Below are 19,110 nucleotides of genomic sequence, written 5' to 3'. Positions count from 1 at the left end.
ACGTTACGGGAAGCGCAACTCCACCACGCCGTCATGCGGCAATGTCACCCGCACCACGTCGCTCTGCAGGTCGCCTTCGCTGCGGTTGGCGCTGCCGCTGCGCGAAATGCGTGCCAGCACCTCCACTTCGGCGTGCGCCGACAAGGGGGCGGTCGGCATCGGGCTGTCACCGTCACCCAGCCCGACCGTAGCCGGGAAATCCGCCAACGGCAGCTTGCGTGCAGCCACCGGCATCGGCGGGCCGCCTGCGGCGCGGGCCAGCACGAATACCTGGGTGGTCGCCGGCCAGTCGCCGTGCTTCACCGCGTCGGGCAACTGCACGCGAACCTGCAGCAGCGCGGGTGCATCCGCGGCTGGTGCCGGCGGGGCCTGGCCCGCAGCCTCGCGGGCGATGGCGATCTGTGCCTGCAGGGCCTGTGCAGCACCGGGCTCCAGGCGCGGCAGCAGGCTGCTCCAGACATCGGCCGCCTCGGCGTTCTTTCCGCGCTGGCGCAGGGCGATGCCGAGCAGCCAGCTGGCGCGCTCCGCGTCCGGTGCCAGGCGACGCGCCTGTTGCAGCCAGTCCATCGCGGTATCGTCGAACTGCTTGCCGGCATCGGCCTGGGCGCGCGCCTGTGCGGCTTCCACCAGCACACCGGCATCATCCGGGGCGAGGGCCACGGCGCGGGCGAACGCCTCGGCCGCTGCAGCGGTGTTGCCCAGCTCACTCTGCGAACGGCCGAGCAGTGCCCAGCCATCGGCACGCTGCGGATCGCGCTCAAGTGCCTGCTGCAGTGCGCTCACGCCATCACGCAGGGTGGCCACCGACGGTGCCGGTTGCATGCGTGCGGCGCGCGGGTCGCCCACCAGCAGGTACAGGCAGGCGCCAACCACGCCCAGTGCCAGCACGCCCAGCATGAAACCGCGACGGCCCTGCTGGCGCAGCGGCCACAGCACCAGTGTGGCCATCAGCGCAGCCACCAGGCCAGCCAACACCGGCAATGCGTTGCTCACCAGCCATCTCCTTCGTCGGTGTTGCCGGCCGGTGCAGGCGCCACGTTGCGGCCACGGCGGCGGACGATGCCCAGCACCACCAGGCCGCCGGCGCCCAGCAGCAGCAACGGGCCACCCCACAGCAGCCAGGTGCCCGGCTGCAGCGGCGGCTGGTACAGCACGAACTCGCCGTAACGGGCTACCAGGAACTGCTTGATCTGCGCATCGTCGTGGCCCTGCTGCATCAGTTGCAGCACCTCGCGGCGCAGGTCCTGGGCGATCTGTGCGTTGGAATCGGCCAGCGACTGGTTCTGGCACTGCACGCAGCGCAGCTGCGCGGCCAGGTCGTGGAAGCGCGATTCTTCGGCAGCGTCGCGGAAGGCGAGGGGGCGCGGGTCGTGCAGCGGCTGCTGGGCCAGCGCCGGCAGCGCTGCGGCCATCAGCAGCGCAAGCAGCAGCCCGCGGCCGCGCTTACGGATTGCCGTGCAGGCCGGCATCGGCATTGCCCTGGGCCTTCTCGATCTTCTGCAGCGCCGGGATCAGCTTCTCGTCCACCACCTGCTGGGTCATCGCGCCGCTGTACTTCCAGCGCACGATGCCACTGCCGTCGACCAGGAAGGTTTCCGGCGCGGCGGTCACGCCCCAGTCGATGGCGGTGCGGCCTTCAACATCGCTCAGCACGACCATGAACGGGTTGCCCAGCGTTTCCAGCCAGTGCAGCGCGTCGGTCGGTTCATCCTTCCAGTTGTAGCCGATCACGCGCACGCGCTTGCTTTCGGCGAAGCGGGTCAGCACCGGGTGTTCCTCGCGGCAGGCCGCGCACCAGCTGCCCCACACGTTCAGCAGGTAGGGCGCGCCGCGCAGCTCTTCGCTGCGCACGGTCATGCTGGGGTCGTGCAGCACCGGCAGCGCAAAGGCCGGTGCCGGCTTGTCGATCAGCGCCGACGGCAGCACGTCGCGCTGCGGGTCGCCCGATTTCATCACCCCGTAGATCATCAGCCCCAGCAGGCCGAAGAAGAACAGCACGCCGATCACGATGGCTACCGGCGGCAGCGGGCGGGAAGGACGCGGGGCGGGGGACTCGGACATGGAAACTCCTACGGACGGCGGAAACGGCGGTCGGCGGCGGTGATGAATCCGCCCAGGGCCATCAGCAGCGCGCCCAGCCAGATCCAGCGCACGAACGGCTTGATGTGGACCCGTACCGCCCATGCATTGTTGCCCAGCGGCTCGCCCAATGCCACGTAGACATCACCGCTCAGGCGTGCATCGATGCCGGCTTCGGTCATTACCTGGCCACCGCTGGCGTACTGGCGTTTTTCCGGGTGCAGCAGGGCCAGCTCGCGACCGTTGCGGAACACCCGCAGGTGGCCGCGATCGGCGGTGAAGTTGGGGCCCTCGCGATGGTCCACGCCCTCGAAGCGCACTTCGTGGCGACCGACCACCACCTGCTGGCCCGGCGCCAGCGCGACTTCGCGCTGCACGTTCAGCGCTTCCACCAGCAGCGCACCGGCCAGGAAGACCGCGATGCCGGTGTGGGCGACGATCATGCCGAGCATCTCGGCCGTGAAGCGGCCATTGCCGCGCAGACGCTGCCAGACGAAGCGCGCGGTACCCAGCCCGACCCAGGCGGCGGCGGCCACGCCGAGGCCGGCCTTCCAGCCGTTCTGCGGCGCCTGCCACCACGCCAGCGCGCCCAGCAGCACGGCCAGTCCCAGCCACGGGGCAAGCAGCGCGAATGCACGCGATGGCTGGTCGCGCTGCCACTTCACCAGCGGGCCGAACGGCAGCAGCAGCACCATCGGTGCCATCAGCAGCAGGAACAGGCTGCCGAAGTAGGGCGGGCCGACCGAGATCTTGCCCAGCGACAGCGCGTCGGCCAGCAGCGGGTACAGCGTGCCCAGCAGCACCATTGCGCAGGCCGTGGCCAGCAGCAGGTTGTTGGCCAGCAGCAGGGTCTCGCGCGAGGTGGCGGTGAAGCCGCGGCGCGGATCACCAGCGTCCACGCTGAGGCCGCTGGCGCGCAGCATGTACAGCAGCAGGCTGCCGCCGACCAGCAGCGAGAGGAAGACGAGGATGAACAGGCCGCGCGAGGGATCGGCGGCGAACGAGTGCACGCTGGTCAGCACGCCCGAGCGCACCAGGAAGGTGCCAAGCAGGGACAGCGCGAAGGCGGCGATGGCCAGCAGCAGGGTCCAGCTGCCGAAGGTGCCGCGCTTTTCAGTGACGGCCTGCGAGTGGATCAGCGCGGCGCCGACCAGCCAAGGCATGAAGCTGGCATTTTCCACCGGGTCCCAGAACCACCAGCCGCCCCAGCCCAGCTCGTAGTACGCCCACCAGCTGCCCAGCGCGATGCCCAGGGTCAGGAAGCCCCAGGCCACGTTGGTCCACGGCCGCGTCCAGCGCAGCCAGCGCGCATCCACGCGGCCTTCCAGCAGTGCGGCCACGGCGAAGGCGAACGGCACCGCAAAGCCCACGTAGCCCAGGTACAGCATCGGCGGGTGGATGATCAGCCCCGGGTCCTGCAGCAGCGGGTTGAGGTCGCGGCCCTCCAGCGGTGCCGGGTTCAGGCGCAGGAACGGGTTGGAGGTGAAGATGAGGAAGGCGAGGAAGCCGACGCTGACCACGCCCATCACCGCCAGCACGCGCGCCTGCACCGGGGCGGGCAGGTGCCGCGAGAACAACGCTACGGCACCGGTCCACAGCGCCAGCACCAGCGCCCACATCAGCAGCGAACCTTCGTGCGCGCCCCAGACCGCCGAGTAGCGGTAGATCATCGGCAGCAGTGAATTGGAGTTCTCGGCCACGTAGCGCACCGAGAAGTCCTGCTGCACGAAGGCGGCGGTCAGCACCGCGAACGCGCCGGCCACCAGCAGCAGCTGGGCGAAGGCGGCCGGGCGGGCCACCGCCATCCACGCCGCATTGCCGCGCTGCGCACCCACCAGCGGCAGGCCGGCCTGCAGCAGCGAGGCCAGCAACGCACACAGCAGCAGGATCTGGCCCAGCTCTGGCAGCACTCCAGGCAGCACTCAGCGCACCTCGGTGGCCGGTACCGGCACGTCGTGCTTGCGATGGGCATCGCCCATCTTGTCGGCCACTTCCTTCGGCACGTACTTCTCATCGTGCTTGGCCAGCACTTCATCGGCCACGAACACGCCGTCCTGCAGGCGCCCGCTGGCGACCACGGCAGTGCCCTCGGCAAACATGTCCGGCAGGATGCGCGAGGTGAGCACGGCCAGCTGGGCGTCGCCGTCGGTGACCTCGAAACGCGCATCGAGCGAACCGACCGGGCGGTTGAACGAGCCCTTCACCACCATGCCGCCGAGACGGAAGCGGGTCTGCGCATCAACGTCGCCACGCAGTACTTCGGACGGGGTGTAGAGGTAGGCGATGTTGCGTTCCAGTGCCATCGCCACCAGCGCGGTGGCCAGGCCGGAGGCGAGCAGGGCCAGCAGCACCCAGGCCAGGCGGCGGCGCTGTACCGGGGTCATCGTTCCAGCTCCGCCGACAGGGTCGGCGCGGCCTGCTGGGCGGTCTGCCGCGCCTGCTGCCGCTGCTGGCGCGACTGTGCCTGGCGGCGGGCGGCGCGCAGGCGCAGCCACGAGCCGATGGCATCGGCCAGCAACACCAGCACGAACACCGCATAGGCGCCGATCACGAAGGGCAGGTGGGTCATCGCCGGGTCTCCTCCACGCGCTGGCCGACCCAGGCCTTGCCGGCCTCGCGGTCGAGGTTGTCGGCGCGTGCCTTGGCCAGCACCGAGCCGGCGAACCAGAATTTGGTGCCGATCACCATCCACCACAGCGGCGCGATCATCGCGCTGCTGATGGCCGAGTCACCGAAGACGCTGATCGACTGGCGCTGGTGCAGGCCACCCCACCAGTCCACCGAATAGCGGATGACCGGCAGCAGGCTGACGCCGACGATCGCCAGCAGGCCAGCCGCGCGCGCGGCGCTGCGGCGGTCCTCGATGGCGTGATACAGGCCGATGACGCCCAGATAGAGGAACAGCAGGACCAGTTCGCTGGTCATGCGCGGGTCCCAGTCCCACCAGGTGCCCCAGGTGCCCTTGCCCCAGATGCTGCCGGTGAGCAGGGTGATGAGGGTGAAGCCAGCGCCCATCGGCGCGCAGGCCATCGCCAGGATCTCGCAGATCTTGATGCGCCAGATCAGCGCGATGGCGGCATACAGCGCCATCAGCGCGAACACGAACAGGCTCATCCAGGCACTGGGCACGTGGATGTAGAGGATGCGGAAGCTGTCCAGCTGGCGTGCCTCCGGCGGAACCACCAGCAGTGCCTGCCACAGGCCCACCAGCAGCACTGGCAGCGCGGCGATGTAGAACACACGCGACCAGCGGGCAGCGAAACGATCGAACGTGGGCGGCGAACCGAGTTGATGGAACCAGCGGACGATCGGATTCATGCGTGACGGCTATCCAGCAAGGGTGGATTGGCTCTCTGCCCGTTCAACTCAGGGAAATACGGATGGCCGCAGCCGTCGCCAGCGGTGCCAGCAGCAACGCGACCACCAGTCCTGCGCCCAGCATCAGCAGCGCACCCACCGGATCCTGCCCGCGACTGGCCGCCGCCAGACTGCCCGCACCAAACACCAGCACCGGTACGTACAGCGGCAACGACAGCAACGCCACGAGAATACCAGAGCGCCGGATGCCTACGGTCAGCGCGGCGACCACGCCACCGATCAGGCTCAGCACCGGTGTTCCCAGCAGCAACGATGCCAGCAACATCGGCAGTTGGTCATGTGGCAGATGCAGCATTTCCGCCAGCAGCGGGCTGACCACGATCAGCGGCAGCGCGGTGGTGGCCCAATGCAGCAGCACGCGCACCAGCACCAGCCAGGCCAGCGGCACCGGTGCCAGCAGCCATTGTTCCAGCGATCCATCCTCGGCATCGGAACGGAACAGCGAATCCAGCGCCAGCTGCCCGGCCAGCAGCACCGCCAGCCACAGCACCGCACCGGCAGTGGCGGCCAGCGGCTGCGGGTCGCGGCCCTGTGCCAGGGCGAACAGCACCACCACCAGCAGGGCGAACAGCACCGGCTGCAGCGCATCACCACGACGGCGCCAGAGCAGGCGCAGGTCGCGCGAAAGCAGGGCGCGGGCGGTCTGCCACAGGCCCGGTTCGGTACCCGGGGCGATCATGCCGCAGCTCCCTGCGTGCTGGCGGGCGGCTGCCCGGGCGCACGCAGTTCCAGCAGGCGCGTGCGTACCGGCGGCGCAGCATAGGCGCCGTGGGTGGTGACCAGGGCGGCACCGCCGCCGCGCAGATGGGCCGAAATCATCCGGTTGACCAGGTTGATGCCATCCAGATCGAGGTTGGCGTAGGGTTCGTCGAGCAGCCACAGCGGCGCCGGTGACAGCCAGATGCGGGCCAGCGCCAGGCGGCGTTTCTGGCCGGCCGACAGGTGCCGCACCAGAGTGTCCTCGTAGCCGGCCAGGCCAACGATGGCCAGCGCGCTGCCGGGCATCTGCTTGGCCCGGCGGCCATGCAGGCCACAGAGGAAATGCAGGTTCTCCAGCGTGTCCAGGTCCGGCTTCAGCGCCGGCAGGTGGCTGAGGTAGGCGACATAGCGGGCACGCTCGGCATTGCTGGCCTGCTTGCCGTCAATGCGGACCTGGCCGGCGCCCGGCCGGGCCAATCCCGCCAAAACGCGCAGCAGGGTGGTCTTGCCGGCACCATTGCCGCCCTGCACCAGCAGCGCCTCGCCGGCGTCCACGTGGAAATCCAGCGGGCCGAACACGGGTTCGTCATTGCGGGAGAAGCTCAGGCCGCTGGCGGCCAGCAATGCTGGGGTGTTCAAGGGGCAGGGGTCTTCGTGCCGGAGTGCGGCGGCAATTGTAGCGATGAATGCCCGTGGTAGTGCCGGCCGCTGGCCGGCAATTCCCCCGGCGCCGGTTGTCTGGCCGCTGTTGCCGGCCAGCGGCCGGCACTACCGAAGCAGGGATTGCGTAAACTCAGAGGTCTGTCTCCCCATTCCCCCAGGCCGATGCAACCCACCACCAAGCTGCCCAAGGTCGGTACCACGATCTTTACCGTGATGTCCCAGCTCGCCGCCGAACACGGCGCGGTCAACCTGGGCCAGGGTTTCCCGGATTTCTCCGCGCCGCAGCGCCTGATCGACGAAACCACCAAGGCGATGGCCGCCGGCCTGAACCAGTACCCGCCGATGACCGGCGTGGCACCGCTGCGCCAGGCCATCGCGCAGAAGTCGCTGGACCTGTACGGTGCGACGATCGACCCGGACACCGAGATCACCGTCACCAGCGGTGCCACCGAGGCGATCTTCAACGCCATCCACGCCGTGGTGCGTGCCGGCGAGGAAGTGATCGTGCTTGACCCTGCCTACGACTGCTATGAACCGGCCATCGAACTGGCCGGCGCCATTGCCGTGCACGTGCCGCTGGACCCGCAGACCTTCGCCGTGGACTGGGACCGCGTGCGTGCGGCGATCACCCCGCGCACCCGCATGCTGATGGTCAACACCCCGCACAACCCGTCCGGCGCGATGCTGGACGAGGCCGACATGCAGGCGCTGGCCGACCTGCTGCGTGGCACGCAGATCTACCTGATCTCCGATGAAGTGTACGAACACATCATCTACGACGGCCGCCGCCACGAATCGGCGCTGCGCTACCCGGAACTGCGCGAGCGCACCTTCGTCATCTCCAGCTTCGGCAAGACCTACCACTGCACCGGCTGGAAGATCGGCTACGCCGTGGCGCCGCCGCTGCTGACTGCTGAATTCCGCAAGGTGCACCAGTACAACACTTTCACCAGCTTCGGCCCGGCGCAGTATGGTTTCGCCGCGATGATCCGCGATGAACCGGAGCACCATCTGGAGCTGGGTGCGTTCTACCAGGCCAAGCGCGATCGTTTCCGCGAGCAGCTGGCCAGCACGCGCCTGAAGCCGCTGCCGGTGCCGGGTGGCTATTTCCAGCTGGTCGACTACTCGGCCATCAGCGATCTGCCCGACCATGAATTCGTGAAGTGGCTGACCATCGAGAAGGGCGTCACTGCCATCCCGCTGTCGCCGTTCTACGAAACCGCGCCGGTCGGCCAGCGCCTGGTGCGCCTGTGCTTTGCCAAGAACGAAGCGACCCTGGACGCGGCGATCGAACGCCTGCGTCTGCTGTAATGGGAGCCGGTCGGGCAGCGGACAGGGAGAGATTCTTCGAGCTTCTTGAGTCGGAGTTCTTTCCGCGCCTGCTGGAGGCGGGGTTCGTTCGCAAAGGGCGGATCTTCCGCAGAATCCGCGCTCCGCTGATTCATGTCGTCGAGTGCCAGCCCGGGGCCAGTGGGGAGGGGTGCTACCTGGAGATGGGGGCGCATCTGGCGTTCCTGCCTCAGCAAGGTGGTGGCGAATTTTCGCCGACGACGATTGACGAATCCGGTTGTGTATTTCGCGAGCGGCTTGCGGGGGATGGCGCGATTGCCGGAGGTGGCTGGGCCTATGGGGATTCCGAACAGGAGCGTGTCACCTCAGTAAAAGCGCTCTGTTCCGCATGGGAGAGCGCTGGCAGCGACTTCTTCACAGCTCACCAGACCTTCCCCGACGACTACCAGGCCATGTTGGACAAGGCAGATTTCGAGCAGGCTCGGGCCATCGAGCTGCTCACTTTGGCGCGCATAGCGGCCAATCTGCAGCGTAAGGAACAGGCTCTGGCACTGGCTCACCTGGGGTTGGAGCGGGCGGCTCCGGCTGCAAGCTCGCTCAGGGCGCAGTTGCGCCGATTCATCGAAAACGAAGGGTGATGTCGCGTCGTTTGATCGCGTCAACGCCACCTACTGCACCTTCATACTCTGCGAATCCATGATCATGAATGACCTGCGCATTTCCCTCGTCCAGGGCGACACCCGCTGGCATGACCCGGCGGGCAACCGTGATTACTACGGCGCGTTGCTGGCGCCGCTGGCCGGCAGTACCGACCTGGTGATCCTGCCGGAGACCTTCACCAGCGGCTTCTCCAACGAGGCCATCGCCCAGGCCGAAGGCATGGACGGCCCGACCGTCGCCTGGGTGCGCGAGCAGGCCCGGGCGCTGGACGCGGCGGTGATCGGCAGCGTGCAGCTGCGCGACGGCGAAGGCGTCTACAACCGCCTGCTGTTCGCCACGCCCGATGGCGGGCTGCAGTACTACGACAAGCGCCACCTGTTCCGTTACGGCGGCGAGCACGAGCGCTATGCCGCCGGGCGCGACCGCCTGAGCGTGGAATGGAAGGGCTGGCGGATCAATCCGCAGGTCTGCTACGACCTGCGTTTCCCGGTGTTCTGCCGCAACCGCTACAACGTGGAGCGGGCAGGGCAGATGGATTTCGACCTGCAGATCTTCGTGGCCAACTGGCCGTCGGCGCGCGCCTATGCGTGGACGACCCTGCTGCGCGCGCGGGCGATCGAGAACCTGTGCTTCGTGGCCGCGGTCAACCGCATCGGCGTGGACGGCAACCAGCTGCACTACGCCGGCGACAGCGCGGTGATCGACTTCCTCGGCCAGCCGCAGGTGGAGATCCGCGAGCGCGAGCAGGTGGTCACCACCACCATCTCGGCCGAGGCCCTGGCCGCGCACCGCGCACGCTTCCCGGCGATGCTCGATGCCGATGCGTTCCACCTGGACGAGCGCGCCTGAGCGGGCGCTCGACTGGCGGCTGAACGCTTGCCGCACCGGCGCGCGTGCCTCCATCCACCGTGCACGCGCGCGCTGCTAGATTCGCCGGCAGTCCGACCTGAAGTGGAAGTCCTGCCGATGAACAAGCCCCTTGTCCTGCTGCTGGCGCTGGCCGCAGCCTCGCTGGCCCCGGCCGCCCATGCCGGTGGCAACCTTGATTGCCAGCTGCGCTACAACCTGTCCGGCTGGTCGCTGATCTACAAGACCGCCTCGGGCAACGGCACCATCCAGTGCAGCAACGGCGCCAGCATGCCGGTGCACATCCAGCTCAAGGGCGGCGGCCTGACCGTGGGCAAGTCGAAGATCAGCAACGGCCGCGGCAGCTTCACCGGCGCGGTGGGCATCAACGAGCTGCTGGGCACCTACGCTTCGGTGGGCGCGCACGCAGGCGCAGTGAAATCCAGCAACGCGCAGGTGATGACCAAGGGCGACGTTTCGCTGGCCCTGTCCGGCACCGGCAAGGGCTGGGACCTGGGCGTGGACGGCACCGCGTTCACCATCAGCCGTCGCTGATCCCGGTCCATCCACGCATGGCGTGGATCTACCAGGTATTTGTTCCACCCGATAAAGAAAAACCCCGGCCGGAGCCGGGGTTTTTCATTTCAGCACGGCGTGCGATCAGCCGCCGCGCGGGCCGCTGCGACGCGGGCCGCCCGGGCCACGGTTGCCGCCGGGGCCGCCCGGGCCACGGTTGCCACCCGGGCCGCCGGGACCACGGTTGCCGCCGGGACCACCCGGGCCACGGTTGCCGCCCGGACCGCGATTGCCGCCCGGACGCGCATTGGCGTTGCCGCCCGGACGACCGTTGCCTGCCGGACGCGTGCTGCCGTACGGGCTGAAGCCCGGATTGGCGTGGTCGGACGGGAAGCTCGGGGCGTTGCCCGGATGGCCGTAGGGGTGCTTGTTGCCCTGGCCCTGCGAGCGGTTGCCCGCACCGGCCGGACGACCCTGGCCGCCACCGGCGCCACCACGGCCTTCACCGCCGAAGCCGCCGCGACCCTGGCCGCCACCTGCACCGGCGCCCGGACCCTTCGGCTTGCCGTACGGACGGCCCTGGCCACCCGCGCCAGCGCCCGGACCACGGGCACCCGGGCCACGTGCGCCCGGACCGGCGTTGCGGTGGCCGCTCGGGCCGGTGCTGACACCGTCCGGCACGTACCAGGTACGGAACGCGGCCGGGTTGCCTTCCGGCAGCGAACGGTCGTTCTTCGGCGCGCGCTGCTTGAACGGCTTCTGCGACTGCTTGGCGGCTGCTTCGCCGCTGACGGTCAGGCCGCCCTTGAAGCCGCCACCCTTGCCGCCGCGACCACGGCCGCGGTCTTCGCGCACGTTATCGAAGCGGCGCAGTTCGCGACCTTCATCGGCGGTGCTGTGGCCGTTGACGTAGGCATTGCCACGACCGCCTTCGCGCACGCGCACGGTGGTCTTGGCAGCGCGACGCTGGCCGATCACCGGCTGCAGGGTCAGCGCCGACGGCGCGCCTTCTTCCAGCTTCAGCTGCGCGCGCAGGGCTTCGACCTGGGCGGTCGGCAGTTCCACCGAATGGCCACGGACCAGTTCGCGCGGCAGGCTGACCTTGCCGTAGCGGGTGCGCTTCAGGCGGCTGACCTGGCAGCCCTGCGATTCCCACAGGCGGCGCACTTCGCGGTTGCGGCCTTCCTTCACCACGACGCGGAACCAGTCGTGCGAATCGGTGCCGCCGATGCGTTCGATCTCGTCGAACTTGGCCGGGCCGTCTTCCAGCGCGACACCACGGGCGAGGCGGTCGACGATGGCGTCGGAGACCTTTTCCTCGCCTTCCGGGGCACGCACGCGCACCACGTACTCGCGCTCGACCTCGAACGACGGGTGCATCATGGCGTTGGCCAGTTCACCGTCGGTGGTGGCCAGCAGCAGGCCGGTGGTGTTGATGTCCAGGCGGCCGATGGCGATCCAGCGCGCGCCCTTCAGCGGCGGCAGGGATTCGAACACGGTCGGGCGGCCTTCGGGATCTTCGCGGGTGGTCACTTCGCCTTCCGGCTTGTTGTAGACCAGCACGCGCGACGGCTCGGCCAGGGCAGTGGCGACGAAGCCACGGCCATCCAGCTCGATCTTGTCGCCGCTCTTGACCGACATGCCGGTCTGCGCGACTTCGCCGTTGACCTTGACCAGGCCTTCGGCGATGCGCTGTTCCAGCGCACGGCGCGAGCCGAGGCCGGCCTGGGCCAGCACCTTGTGCAGGCGCTCTTCCAGCTTGAACTGTTCGGAGGTGGCTTCGCGCTTCAGCGAGAGCTTGTTACGGGGGGTGTCACTCATCAGTTTTGCTCCGGCCGACGGTTTCGAGGTCGGCCTCTGGTTCGGAATCGGCTTGGTCAACAGCCACGGTCGTCGTCGCGACGGCGTTGTCTTCGCGTTCGTTCACTGGCACCGCGCGCTCGCCCGGCGCGGAATCGGGGTGCCCATCATCGAGGGGCGAAGGTGCTTGCTCATCGGTGGCCGGCGCAGCAGCTGCGTCGGCGGAATCGGGGGTGTTGCCATCGCCGCCCTGCAGGCCGGCGTCATCATTGGCGGCCGCGTCGGGGTCGGCGCTGATGTCCGGGCCGGCGGCACCGGCAACGGCGGGACCATCACGGTCCAGCGCCAGCTGCGGTTCCAGCTCGCCCAGGTCTTTCAGTTCCGACAGCGGCGGCAGTTCGTCCAGGCGCTTCAGGCCGAAATAGTCCAGGAAGCCCTTGGTGGTGCCAAACAGCGCCGGCTTGCCGGGCACGTCGCGGTGGCCGACCACGCGGATCCATTCGCGCTCTTCCAGTGCCTGGATGATGTTGCTGCTGACCGCCACGCCGCGCACCTGCTCGATCTCACCGCGGGTGATCGGCTGCCGGTAGGCGATCAGCGCCAGGGTTTCCAGGGTGGCGCGGGTGTAGCGGGTTTTGCGTTCGGTCCACAACCGGCTGATCCAGCCGTGTACTTCGCCGGTCACCTGGTAGCGGAAGCCGGAGGCGACCTCGACCAGCTCCACGCCGCGGCCTTCGCAGCCCTCGCGCAGGCGCTCCAGCGCACGTTCGATGCTGCCCGGCGGTGCCGGTTCCTCTTCCGGGAACAGGTCTTTCAGCTGGGCCAGGGTGAGCGGCTGGCTGGAGGCCAGCAGGGCACCTTCGACAATGCGGTTGATCAGCGTCTGGTCCATCGGCAGTCAGCGCTCACTCGTTTTCATTGGCGGCGTCGTTGTCGTCGAACTCGCTGCTGAACTGCAGCGGGGCGTTGGTGTTGCCGGCGGCCAGGGACTTCACGTAGATCGGCGCCAGCGGTTCTTCCTGGACCAGGTCCAGCAGCTGCTCCTTGGCCAGTTCCAGCACGGCCAGGAACGTGACCAGCACGCCCAGCTTGCCTTCTTCGGCGGTGAACAGGCCTTCAAAGCGGTAGAACCTGCCGTCTTCAAGCCGGCCGAGCACTTCGCCCATGCGCTGCCGCACGCTCAGTGCCTCGCGCTTGATGGCGTGGCCGCTGAACAGCTCGGCGCGCTTGAGCACGTCGTGCAGGGCCAGCAGCATCTCCTTCAGGTCCACCGGCGGCGGCAGCTTCACCGTCGCCCGCTCGGGCATGAAGGCGTGCGCCACCGTGGTGTCGCGGTCCTGGCGGGGCAGGGCGTCGATATCCTCGGCAGCCTGCTTGAAACGTTCGTACTCCTGCAGCCGGCGCACCAGCTCGGCGCGCGGGTCGGCTTCGTCGCCTTCCTCGCTGACCGGGCGCGGCAGCAGCATGCGCGACTTCACCTCGGCCAGGATCGCGGCCATCACCAGGTACTCGGCGGCCAGTTCGAAGCGCAGCTCGCGCATCACGGTGATGTATTCCACGTACTGCCGGGTGATCTCGGCCACGGGAATGTCCAGCACGTCCAGGTTCTGCCGGCGGATCAGGTACAGCAGCAGGTCCAGCGGACCTTCAAAGGCATCCAGGATGACTTCCAGCGCATCCGGCGGGATGTACAGGTCCTGCGGGATCTGCAGGACCGGTTGCCCATGCACCACGGCCAGCGGCATTTCCTGCTGCTGGGGGGCGGGCGGCCGGGTTGGCGGGTTCGCGTCGAGCGCGAGTTCGGAAGTCATCTAATGGACAATAGGATTGCAACGGACCAGTCGCGGTACCGGACCTGCCGGGCCTGCGCCACGGCGCCCCAGGCACCAGTCACGCCGGGATCGGCGCGATTCCACACATATCAAACAGCAGGACGCGCCGCAGGAAACGGCGGCGACGGAACTACGGGGAGGTCGTCTACGTGGCCCGGCCGGTTGGCCCGGTTCGAAGCAGCGGTACGGTCGTCGGGGGCTGCGTTGGCCGCAAAAACCGACGGGCTGCTGCATCAAGCCACGTGCAATGGTGCCTAGGGTACGGCTTTGCCGGGCCAGTGTCCAGCCGGGCCGGTGGCGGTGCCCCATTGGCTAGAATCGACGCACCGCAACATGAACGAGGAATGCCCGTGTTCTATGTGATTGAAGGTTACGACGGCCAGGATGTCCTGGCGCAGCGGCTGCAGGCCCGGCCCGAACACCTGGCGCGGCTGCACGCGCTGCGCGACGAAGGCCGCCTGCTGCTGGCCGGGCCGTGCCCGGCGATCGACAGCGAGGATCCGGGTCCGGCCGGTTTCAGCGGATCGGTGGTGATTGCCGCGTTCGACTCGCTCGCGCAGGCCCGGGAATGGGCCGATGCCGACCCCTACGTGGCTGCCGGCGTCTACACCCGCGTCGACGTGCGGCCGTTCCGCAAGGTGCTGCCATGAGTGCGCAGCGCATCGATCTGATTCGTGCTGCGCTGCAACAGGCATTGGCGCCGAGCACGCTTGAGATCGAAGACGACAGCCACCGCCATGCCGGCCACGCCGGTGCACGTGACGGGCGGGGCCATTTCAACGTGCTGGTGGTCAGCGAGCAGTTCGCCGGCATGGCTCCGCTGGCGCGCCATCGCGCCGTGTATGCCGCGCTGGGCGGACTGATGGAGACCGATATCCATGCGCTGTCCATCCGCGCATACACCCTGTCCGAGCAGGGCTGATGGCCTGTCCCGCAAAGTCCTGCCAGGTCCAGGAACAGACCTGTCCACGTCAGATTTCTGTGTCCATCCGGGGACATTCGTCTAACGGAGTGTTTACAAGCGCAGATGGAAACGCTTACATTCCGCGCCAAGCTGGTAGGTCCAAGCCGTGGAGGGCGGCTTCGTGAACAAGGCAGCCATAACAATCAAAGACGTCGCACGAGAAGCCCGGGTCTCCGTGGCCACGGTTTCCCGCGCGCTGAACGGGCATGAGAATGTCGCCGAACCGGTCCGCCAGCTTGTGCTGGAGGTCGCCGCGAGGCTGCGTTACACCCCGCACGCCGCCGCACGCAGCCTGAGCAGCCGCCGCACCAATACGGTGGGCGTGGTGCTGCCCGATCTGTACGGCGAATTCTTCTCCGAGCTGATGCGCGGCATCGACAACGTTGCCCGCAACCGTCGCCAGCACCTGCTGGTGTCCAGCTACCACGGCGACCAGGTACAGCAGGGCGCCGCCCTGCGTGCCATGCGCGGCCGCGTCGATGGCCTGCTGGTGCTCTCGCCCTATGCCGAGAGCCCCGGCTTCCTCACCGACAACCTGCCGCAGTCGCTGCCCACGGTCCTGATCAATACCTATCTGCCGGGGCAGGATCACCCGGTCCTGAGCATCGACGATCACGCCGGTGCGATGGCCATGACCCGTCACCTGCTCGATGCCGGCCACCGCCGCATCGCGTTCATTTCTGGCCCGGATCTCAACTTCGACGCGCGCGAGCGCCTGCGCGGCTTCCGTGACGCGCTGGCGGCTTTTGGCAACGGCGCCGAAGGCATCGAGTTGCCCGGTGATTTCGACGAAGCTTCCGGCCATCGTGCCGGTCAGGAGATGCTGGCAGCCGGCGCGCTGCCCGATGCCGTGTTCGCCGCCAACGACATGATGGCCCTGGGTTGCCTCTACGCATTCGCGCAGGCAGGCATCCATGTGCCCACCGATGTCGCCCTGGCGGGTTTCGATGACATTCCACTGGCGCGGTTTGTACACCCCTCGTTGACCACCATGCAGGTCAGTATCGCCGAGTTGGGCGATAGGGCGATGACGCGTCTGATGCAGTTGATGGACGGCAACACCCCCGAAGGGGCAGGTGACAAGCAGACGCTCGTTCCCCGCCTCATCGTTCGCGATTCCACCACTCCGCCATCGGGCCATTGAAGCCAGAGGCGTTCCTTCTTTCTTGATTGATCGCAGGTACCGCATTCGCGGATACCGCCACCCGGAGATTGAGTTGATGATGCATTCCACGATCCGCATGCCGGCCCGCCGGCTGCTGAGCACCGCACTGGTCAGCTGCCTGATGCTGGCCGCCGCCCCGAACGTCATGGCGCAGTCGGCCAACGCCAGCCTGCGCGGCCAGGTGGCCGGCGCCCAGGCCGGTTCGGAAGTCACCGCTACCAACGTCGCCACCGGCACCGTCCGTCGCGGCACCGTGCGCGCCGATGGCACCTATTCGCTGATGGGCCTGGATCCGGGCACCTATGACGTGGCCGCCAATGGCCAGACCCAGAAGGTCACCGTCACCGTGGCCTCGACCTCCACGCTGAACTTCAGCGAGGCCGCCGCCGGTGGTACTGCCGGTGGCAGCGCCGCGACCAACCTGGACACCGTCAACGTCGTCGCGCCGACCCTGCTGCAGGAAGTGCGTACCTCTGAAGTCGGCAAGACCGTCAGCCTGCAGCAGATCCAGACCACCCCGCAGGTGTCGCGCAACTTCCTGGAGTTCGCCGATGCCGTGCCGGGCCTGATCTTCACCCGTGATGCCAAGGGCAACACCTCGCTGCGCGGCGGTGCCACCAATTCCGACGGCACCAACGTCTACATCGACGGCGTGGGCCAGAAGAGCTACGTCAAGGGCGGCGGCGTGGCCGGCCAGTCCGGCAGTGCCGGCAACCCGTTCCCGCAGCTGGCCATCGGCGAATACAAGGTCATCAGCGGCAACTACAAGGCCGAGTACGGCCAGGTGTCGAGCGCCGCAGTGACCGCTGCCACCAAGTCCGGTACCAATGAATTCAAGGGTGAGGCGTTCTACCGCTACACCGATGAAGACATGCGCGCCAAGACCCCGGCCGAGCGCCAGGGCGGCAAGGACAAGATGGTCTCGGCCGAGAAGGAATACGGCTTCGCCCTGGGCGGCCCGATCATCCAGGACAAGGCGCACTTCTTCGTGACCTACGAAGCCAAGCGCTTCGACCTGCCGGTCACCATCGCTCCGGACGGCGCCGTCACCGGTGCCGCCAGCCTGCTGCCGCCCGCGGGCGCCGCCGGCCTGGGCCCGGCCAGCCAGCCGTTCCAGCAGGACCTGATCTTCGGCAAGATCGACTTCGAGCCGACCGACAACGACCGCATCGAGCTGACCTTCCAGGACCGCGACGAAACCCAGTCGCAGTTCAGTGGCCAGACCTCGCCGGAAGCCGGCCGTGAAGTGGTCAACACCGACCGTCGTTACGCGCTGCGCTGGAACCACAGCGGCGAGCGTTTCTACAACGAAATGATGGTCACCCATGAAGATTCCTTCAACAACCCGACCCCGCTGACCCTGGCCAACGGCATCACCTACACCGCACCGGACGGCACCGAAGACCGCACCGTGGTGAAGATCGGTGGCGCCTCGGCACTGGATTCGCAGGTGAAGGGCCAGAAGGGCTGGTCGATCGAGGACAACCTGACCCTGGACGGCATCCAGTGGGCCGGCGACCACACCATCAAAATGGGCGTGAAGTACAAGGCCATCGACCTGTACGCCTCCGATGCGGCGCAGATCAACCCGACCTTCACCTACAGCCTGGGCGATCCGGACTTCCCGGATTCCATCCCGTACAAGGCGCAGTTCGTCAAGCCGGTGACCGGCGTGGACGGCGTGTCGGGTGAAGTGCGTTCGAAGTCCAAGCAGTACGGCGTGTTCATCCAGGACGACTGGCAGGTCAACGACCACCTGCAGATCAACCTCGGCCTGCGCTGGGACTACGAAGTCACCCCGTCCTACCTGGACTTCGTGACCCCGCAGGCGGTGGTCGATGCGATCTACTCGCAGGATCCGCGCGCCCCCGCCGGCCAGACCTACGCCGATTCGCTGGCGCTGGGCGGCCTGGACATCAGCAACTACATCAGCAACGGCCACAACCGCAAGGCATTCAAGGATGCCTGGCAGCCGCGCCTGGGCTTCTCGTATGACATCAACGCCGACGAGCAGCACGTGATCCACGGTGGTGCCGGCCGTTCGTACGACCGCGACCTGTTCGACAACCTGCAGCTGGAAACCACCAAGCTGGCCCTGCCGCAGCCGACGATCTACTTCCGCAACCCGGCCACCGGCACCTGCATCAACGGCCAGGCCGCCTGCTATGACTGGAACCCGAACCTGCTCAACGGCATCGGCAACCTGCAGGACCTGGTCGGCGCGACCAGCAATGCCGGCCTGGAAGTCGACCTGCTCAACAACAAGCTGAAGGCGCCGTACTCGGATCAGTTCAGCCTGGGCATGAGCAACCAGATCGGTGACTGGCTGACCGACGCCACCATCGCCCGCACCCTGAGCTACGACGGCTTCGCCTTCACCCTGGGCAACCGTTACCCGACCGGCCAGTTCTTCGATGACCCGCGCCTGTGCGGTGGCACCGAGGCGGGCCTGAGCCAGGCCTGGAGCTGCAACGTGCCGGGCTTCGGCAGCCTGATCATCGGCCAGCAGGGCATCAAGACCCGTGCGACCCAGGTCCTGCTGTCGGCGCAGAAGCCGTTCACCAAGGAAAGCGGCTGGGGCACCTCGATCGCCTACACCTGGACGACCGCGCGCCACAACCGCGACATCAACGAGAAGTACGCCTTTGACCGCGGCCTGATCGGCGACTACCCGACCATCCGTTCCAACGGTGCACCGCGCCACCGCCTGGTGATGACCGGTTCGTACGCGGGCTTCTGGGGCATCACCTTCGGTGGCAAGATCACCCTGGCCACCCCGACCGCCGTCAACGACTGGTACCCGGTGCCGCAGGCCAGCGGCTTCAACCTGCCGACCCCGCAGGCTGCCGTGCCCAATGCCAATGGCAAGTTCCTGCTGGGTGGCAAGATCTTCGGCTACCGTTCGGTCGACCTGCAGGCGACGAAGACGTTCAAGATGCCGGGCGACACCGAGATGTACGCTCGTATCGACATCATCAACGTGTTCAACTTCGACAACTTCTCCACCTACAACTACGTCAAGACGAACGGCAAGCTGCAGGCCAGCTACAACGAGACCGGCGACATCATCGGTACTCCGCGCCAGGTCAAGGCCGAAGTGGGCTTCCGCTTCTAAGCAGCGACGTACGCACCACCCCGTTGCCAGCGGCCCGCCGCTGGCAACGGAACCTGGCAATGGCCGGCCTGCGGGCCGGTCCATTGTCCAGCCCCATGCGGCG

General features: G+C 67.8%; 20 protein-coding genes. 8 read left to right on the top strand and 12 right to left on the bottom strand.

Annotated features, from left to right (window positions below):
• Positions 1-3: 3 nt before the first annotated feature.
• The 9 genes from AC3WL7_RS07815 to ccmA are packed head-to-tail and all read right to left on the bottom strand — an operon-like array spanning position 4 to position 6,780.
• Complete coding sequence (locus AC3WL7_RS07815) at positions 4-996, bottom strand: tetratricopeptide repeat protein (protein ID WP_492749919.1); 993 nt, start codon at positions 994-996, stop codon at positions 4-6.
• Positions 990-1,469 (bottom strand): cytochrome c-type biogenesis protein, encoded by a 480-nt coding sequence (locus AC3WL7_RS07810; protein WP_079225294.1) that lies wholly within the window; start codon positions 1,467-1,469, stop codon positions 990-992. Before AC3WL7_RS07810 ends, AC3WL7_RS07815 begins: the two co-directional genes overlap by 7 nt.
• Positions 1,444-2,061, bottom strand: a complete 618-nt coding sequence (locus AC3WL7_RS07805) for a DsbE family thiol:disulfide interchange protein (protein ID WP_079222496.1) — start codon at positions 2,059-2,061, stop codon at positions 1,444-1,446. Before AC3WL7_RS07805 ends, AC3WL7_RS07810 begins: the two co-directional genes overlap by 26 nt.
• 8 nt (positions 2,062-2,069) lie before the next feature.
• Positions 2,070-3,989: a heme lyase CcmF/NrfE family subunit gene (locus AC3WL7_RS07800; protein WP_492749918.1), complete on the bottom strand. Its 1,920-nt coding sequence runs from the start codon at positions 3,987-3,989 to the stop codon at positions 2,070-2,072.
• 12 nt (positions 3,990-4,001) lie between these two features.
• Entirely contained in the window at positions 4,002-4,463 is a 462-nt protein-coding gene (gene ccmE / locus AC3WL7_RS07795) for a cytochrome c maturation protein CcmE (protein WP_079222494.1), read from the bottom strand.
• Complete coding sequence (ccmD, locus tag AC3WL7_RS07790; protein ID WP_108758223.1) at positions 4,460-4,648, bottom strand: heme exporter protein CcmD; 189 nt, start codon at positions 4,646-4,648, stop codon at positions 4,460-4,462. Before ccmD ends, ccmE begins: the two co-directional genes overlap by 4 nt.
• Positions 4,645-5,397 (bottom strand): heme ABC transporter permease CcmC, encoded by a 753-nt coding sequence (gene ccmC / locus AC3WL7_RS07785; protein ID WP_200733715.1) that lies wholly within the window; start codon positions 5,395-5,397, stop codon positions 4,645-4,647. Before ccmC ends, ccmD begins: the two co-directional genes overlap by 4 nt.
• Before the next feature lie 43 nt (positions 5,398-5,440).
• A complete protein-coding gene (gene ccmB / locus AC3WL7_RS07780; protein ID WP_079222491.1) occupies positions 5,441-6,136 on the bottom strand; it encodes a heme exporter protein CcmB in 696 nt (231 codons plus the stop codon).
• Complete coding sequence (ccmA, locus tag AC3WL7_RS07775; RefSeq protein WP_492749917.1) at positions 6,133-6,780, bottom strand: heme ABC exporter ATP-binding protein CcmA; 648 nt, start codon at positions 6,778-6,780, stop codon at positions 6,133-6,135. Before ccmA ends, ccmB begins: the two co-directional genes overlap by 4 nt.
• A 201-nt stretch (positions 6,781-6,981) precedes the next feature.
• Here ccmA and AC3WL7_RS07770 point away from each other — a divergent pair, with 201 nt between their 5' ends.
• The 4 genes from AC3WL7_RS07770 to AC3WL7_RS07755 all read left to right on the top strand — a co-directional run bounded on the left by AC3WL7_RS07770 (position 6,982) and on the right by AC3WL7_RS07755 (position 10,170).
• The gene (locus AC3WL7_RS07770) at positions 6,982-8,130 is read left to right on the top strand and encodes a pyridoxal phosphate-dependent aminotransferase (RefSeq protein ID WP_079222489.1); all 1,149 of its coding nucleotides are present in this window, start codon (positions 6,982-6,984) and stop codon (positions 8,128-8,130) included.
• Positions 8,130-8,747, top strand: a complete 618-nt coding sequence (locus AC3WL7_RS07765) for a DUF4304 domain-containing protein (RefSeq protein WP_492749904.1) — start codon at positions 8,130-8,132, stop codon at positions 8,745-8,747. Before AC3WL7_RS07770 ends, AC3WL7_RS07765 begins: the two co-directional genes overlap by 1 nt.
• Before the next feature lie 64 nt (positions 8,748-8,811).
• Complete coding sequence (locus AC3WL7_RS07760) at positions 8,812-9,618, top strand: amidohydrolase (protein ID WP_108760617.1); 807 nt, start codon at positions 8,812-8,814, stop codon at positions 9,616-9,618.
• 117 nt (positions 9,619-9,735) lie between these two features.
• Positions 9,736-10,170, top strand: a complete 435-nt coding sequence (locus AC3WL7_RS07755; RefSeq protein WP_079222487.1) for a hypothetical protein — start codon at positions 9,736-9,738, stop codon at positions 10,168-10,170.
• Between the two features lie 105 nt (positions 10,171-10,275).
• Here AC3WL7_RS07755 and AC3WL7_RS07750 read toward each other — a convergent pair whose 3' ends face one another.
• Genes AC3WL7_RS07750 through AC3WL7_RS07740 form a run of 3 tightly spaced genes read right to left on the bottom strand, consistent with a single transcriptional unit; the run spans position 10,276 to position 13,742 of the window.
• The gene (locus tag AC3WL7_RS07750) at positions 10,276-11,952 is read right to left on the bottom strand and encodes a pseudouridine synthase (protein ID WP_313141461.1); all 1,677 of its coding nucleotides are present in this window, start codon (positions 11,950-11,952) and stop codon (positions 10,276-10,278) included.
• Positions 11,945-12,823 carry an SMC-Scp complex subunit ScpB gene (scpB, locus tag AC3WL7_RS07745; protein ID WP_079222485.1) on the bottom strand — a complete coding sequence of 293 codons (879 nt, stop codon included), beginning with the start codon at positions 12,821-12,823 and terminating at the stop codon, positions 11,945-11,947. Before scpB ends, AC3WL7_RS07750 begins: the two co-directional genes overlap by 8 nt.
• Before the next feature lie 13 nt (positions 12,824-12,836).
• A complete protein-coding gene (locus tag AC3WL7_RS07740) occupies positions 12,837-13,742 on the bottom strand; it encodes a segregation and condensation protein A (RefSeq protein ID WP_079222484.1) in 906 nt (301 codons plus the stop codon).
• 371 nt (positions 13,743-14,113) lie between these two features.
• Here AC3WL7_RS07740 and AC3WL7_RS07735 point away from each other — a divergent pair, with 371 nt between their 5' ends.
• From AC3WL7_RS07735 to AC3WL7_RS07720, 4 genes are all read left to right on the top strand, one after another.
• Positions 14,114-14,413 (top strand): YciI family protein, encoded by a 300-nt coding sequence (locus AC3WL7_RS07735; RefSeq protein ID WP_108747852.1) that lies wholly within the window; start codon positions 14,114-14,116, stop codon positions 14,411-14,413.
• Positions 14,410-14,685 carry a BolA family protein gene (locus tag AC3WL7_RS07730; protein ID WP_079222483.1) on the top strand — a complete coding sequence of 92 codons (276 nt, stop codon included), beginning with the start codon at positions 14,410-14,412 and terminating at the stop codon, positions 14,683-14,685. Before AC3WL7_RS07735 ends, AC3WL7_RS07730 begins: the two co-directional genes overlap by 4 nt.
• Positions 14,686-14,833: 148 nt before the next feature.
• Positions 14,834-15,871: a LacI family DNA-binding transcriptional regulator gene (locus tag AC3WL7_RS07725; protein WP_079222482.1), complete on the top strand. Its 1,038-nt coding sequence runs from the start codon at positions 14,834-14,836 to the stop codon at positions 15,869-15,871.
• Between the two features lie 76 nt (positions 15,872-15,947).
• On the top strand, positions 15,948-19,007 hold the full coding sequence (locus AC3WL7_RS07720) for a TonB-dependent receptor (protein WP_079222481.1): 3,060 nt from the start codon (positions 15,948-15,950) through the stop codon (positions 19,005-19,007).
• The last annotated feature ends 103 nt before the right edge of the window (positions 19,008-19,110 follow it).

Source organism: Stenotrophomonas sp. FW305-3-2-15-E-LB1 (genome assembly GCF_058787375.1).
The sequence above is the reverse complement of the archived record's forward strand: the minus strand, read 5'-3'. Positions and strand labels throughout refer to the sequence as shown.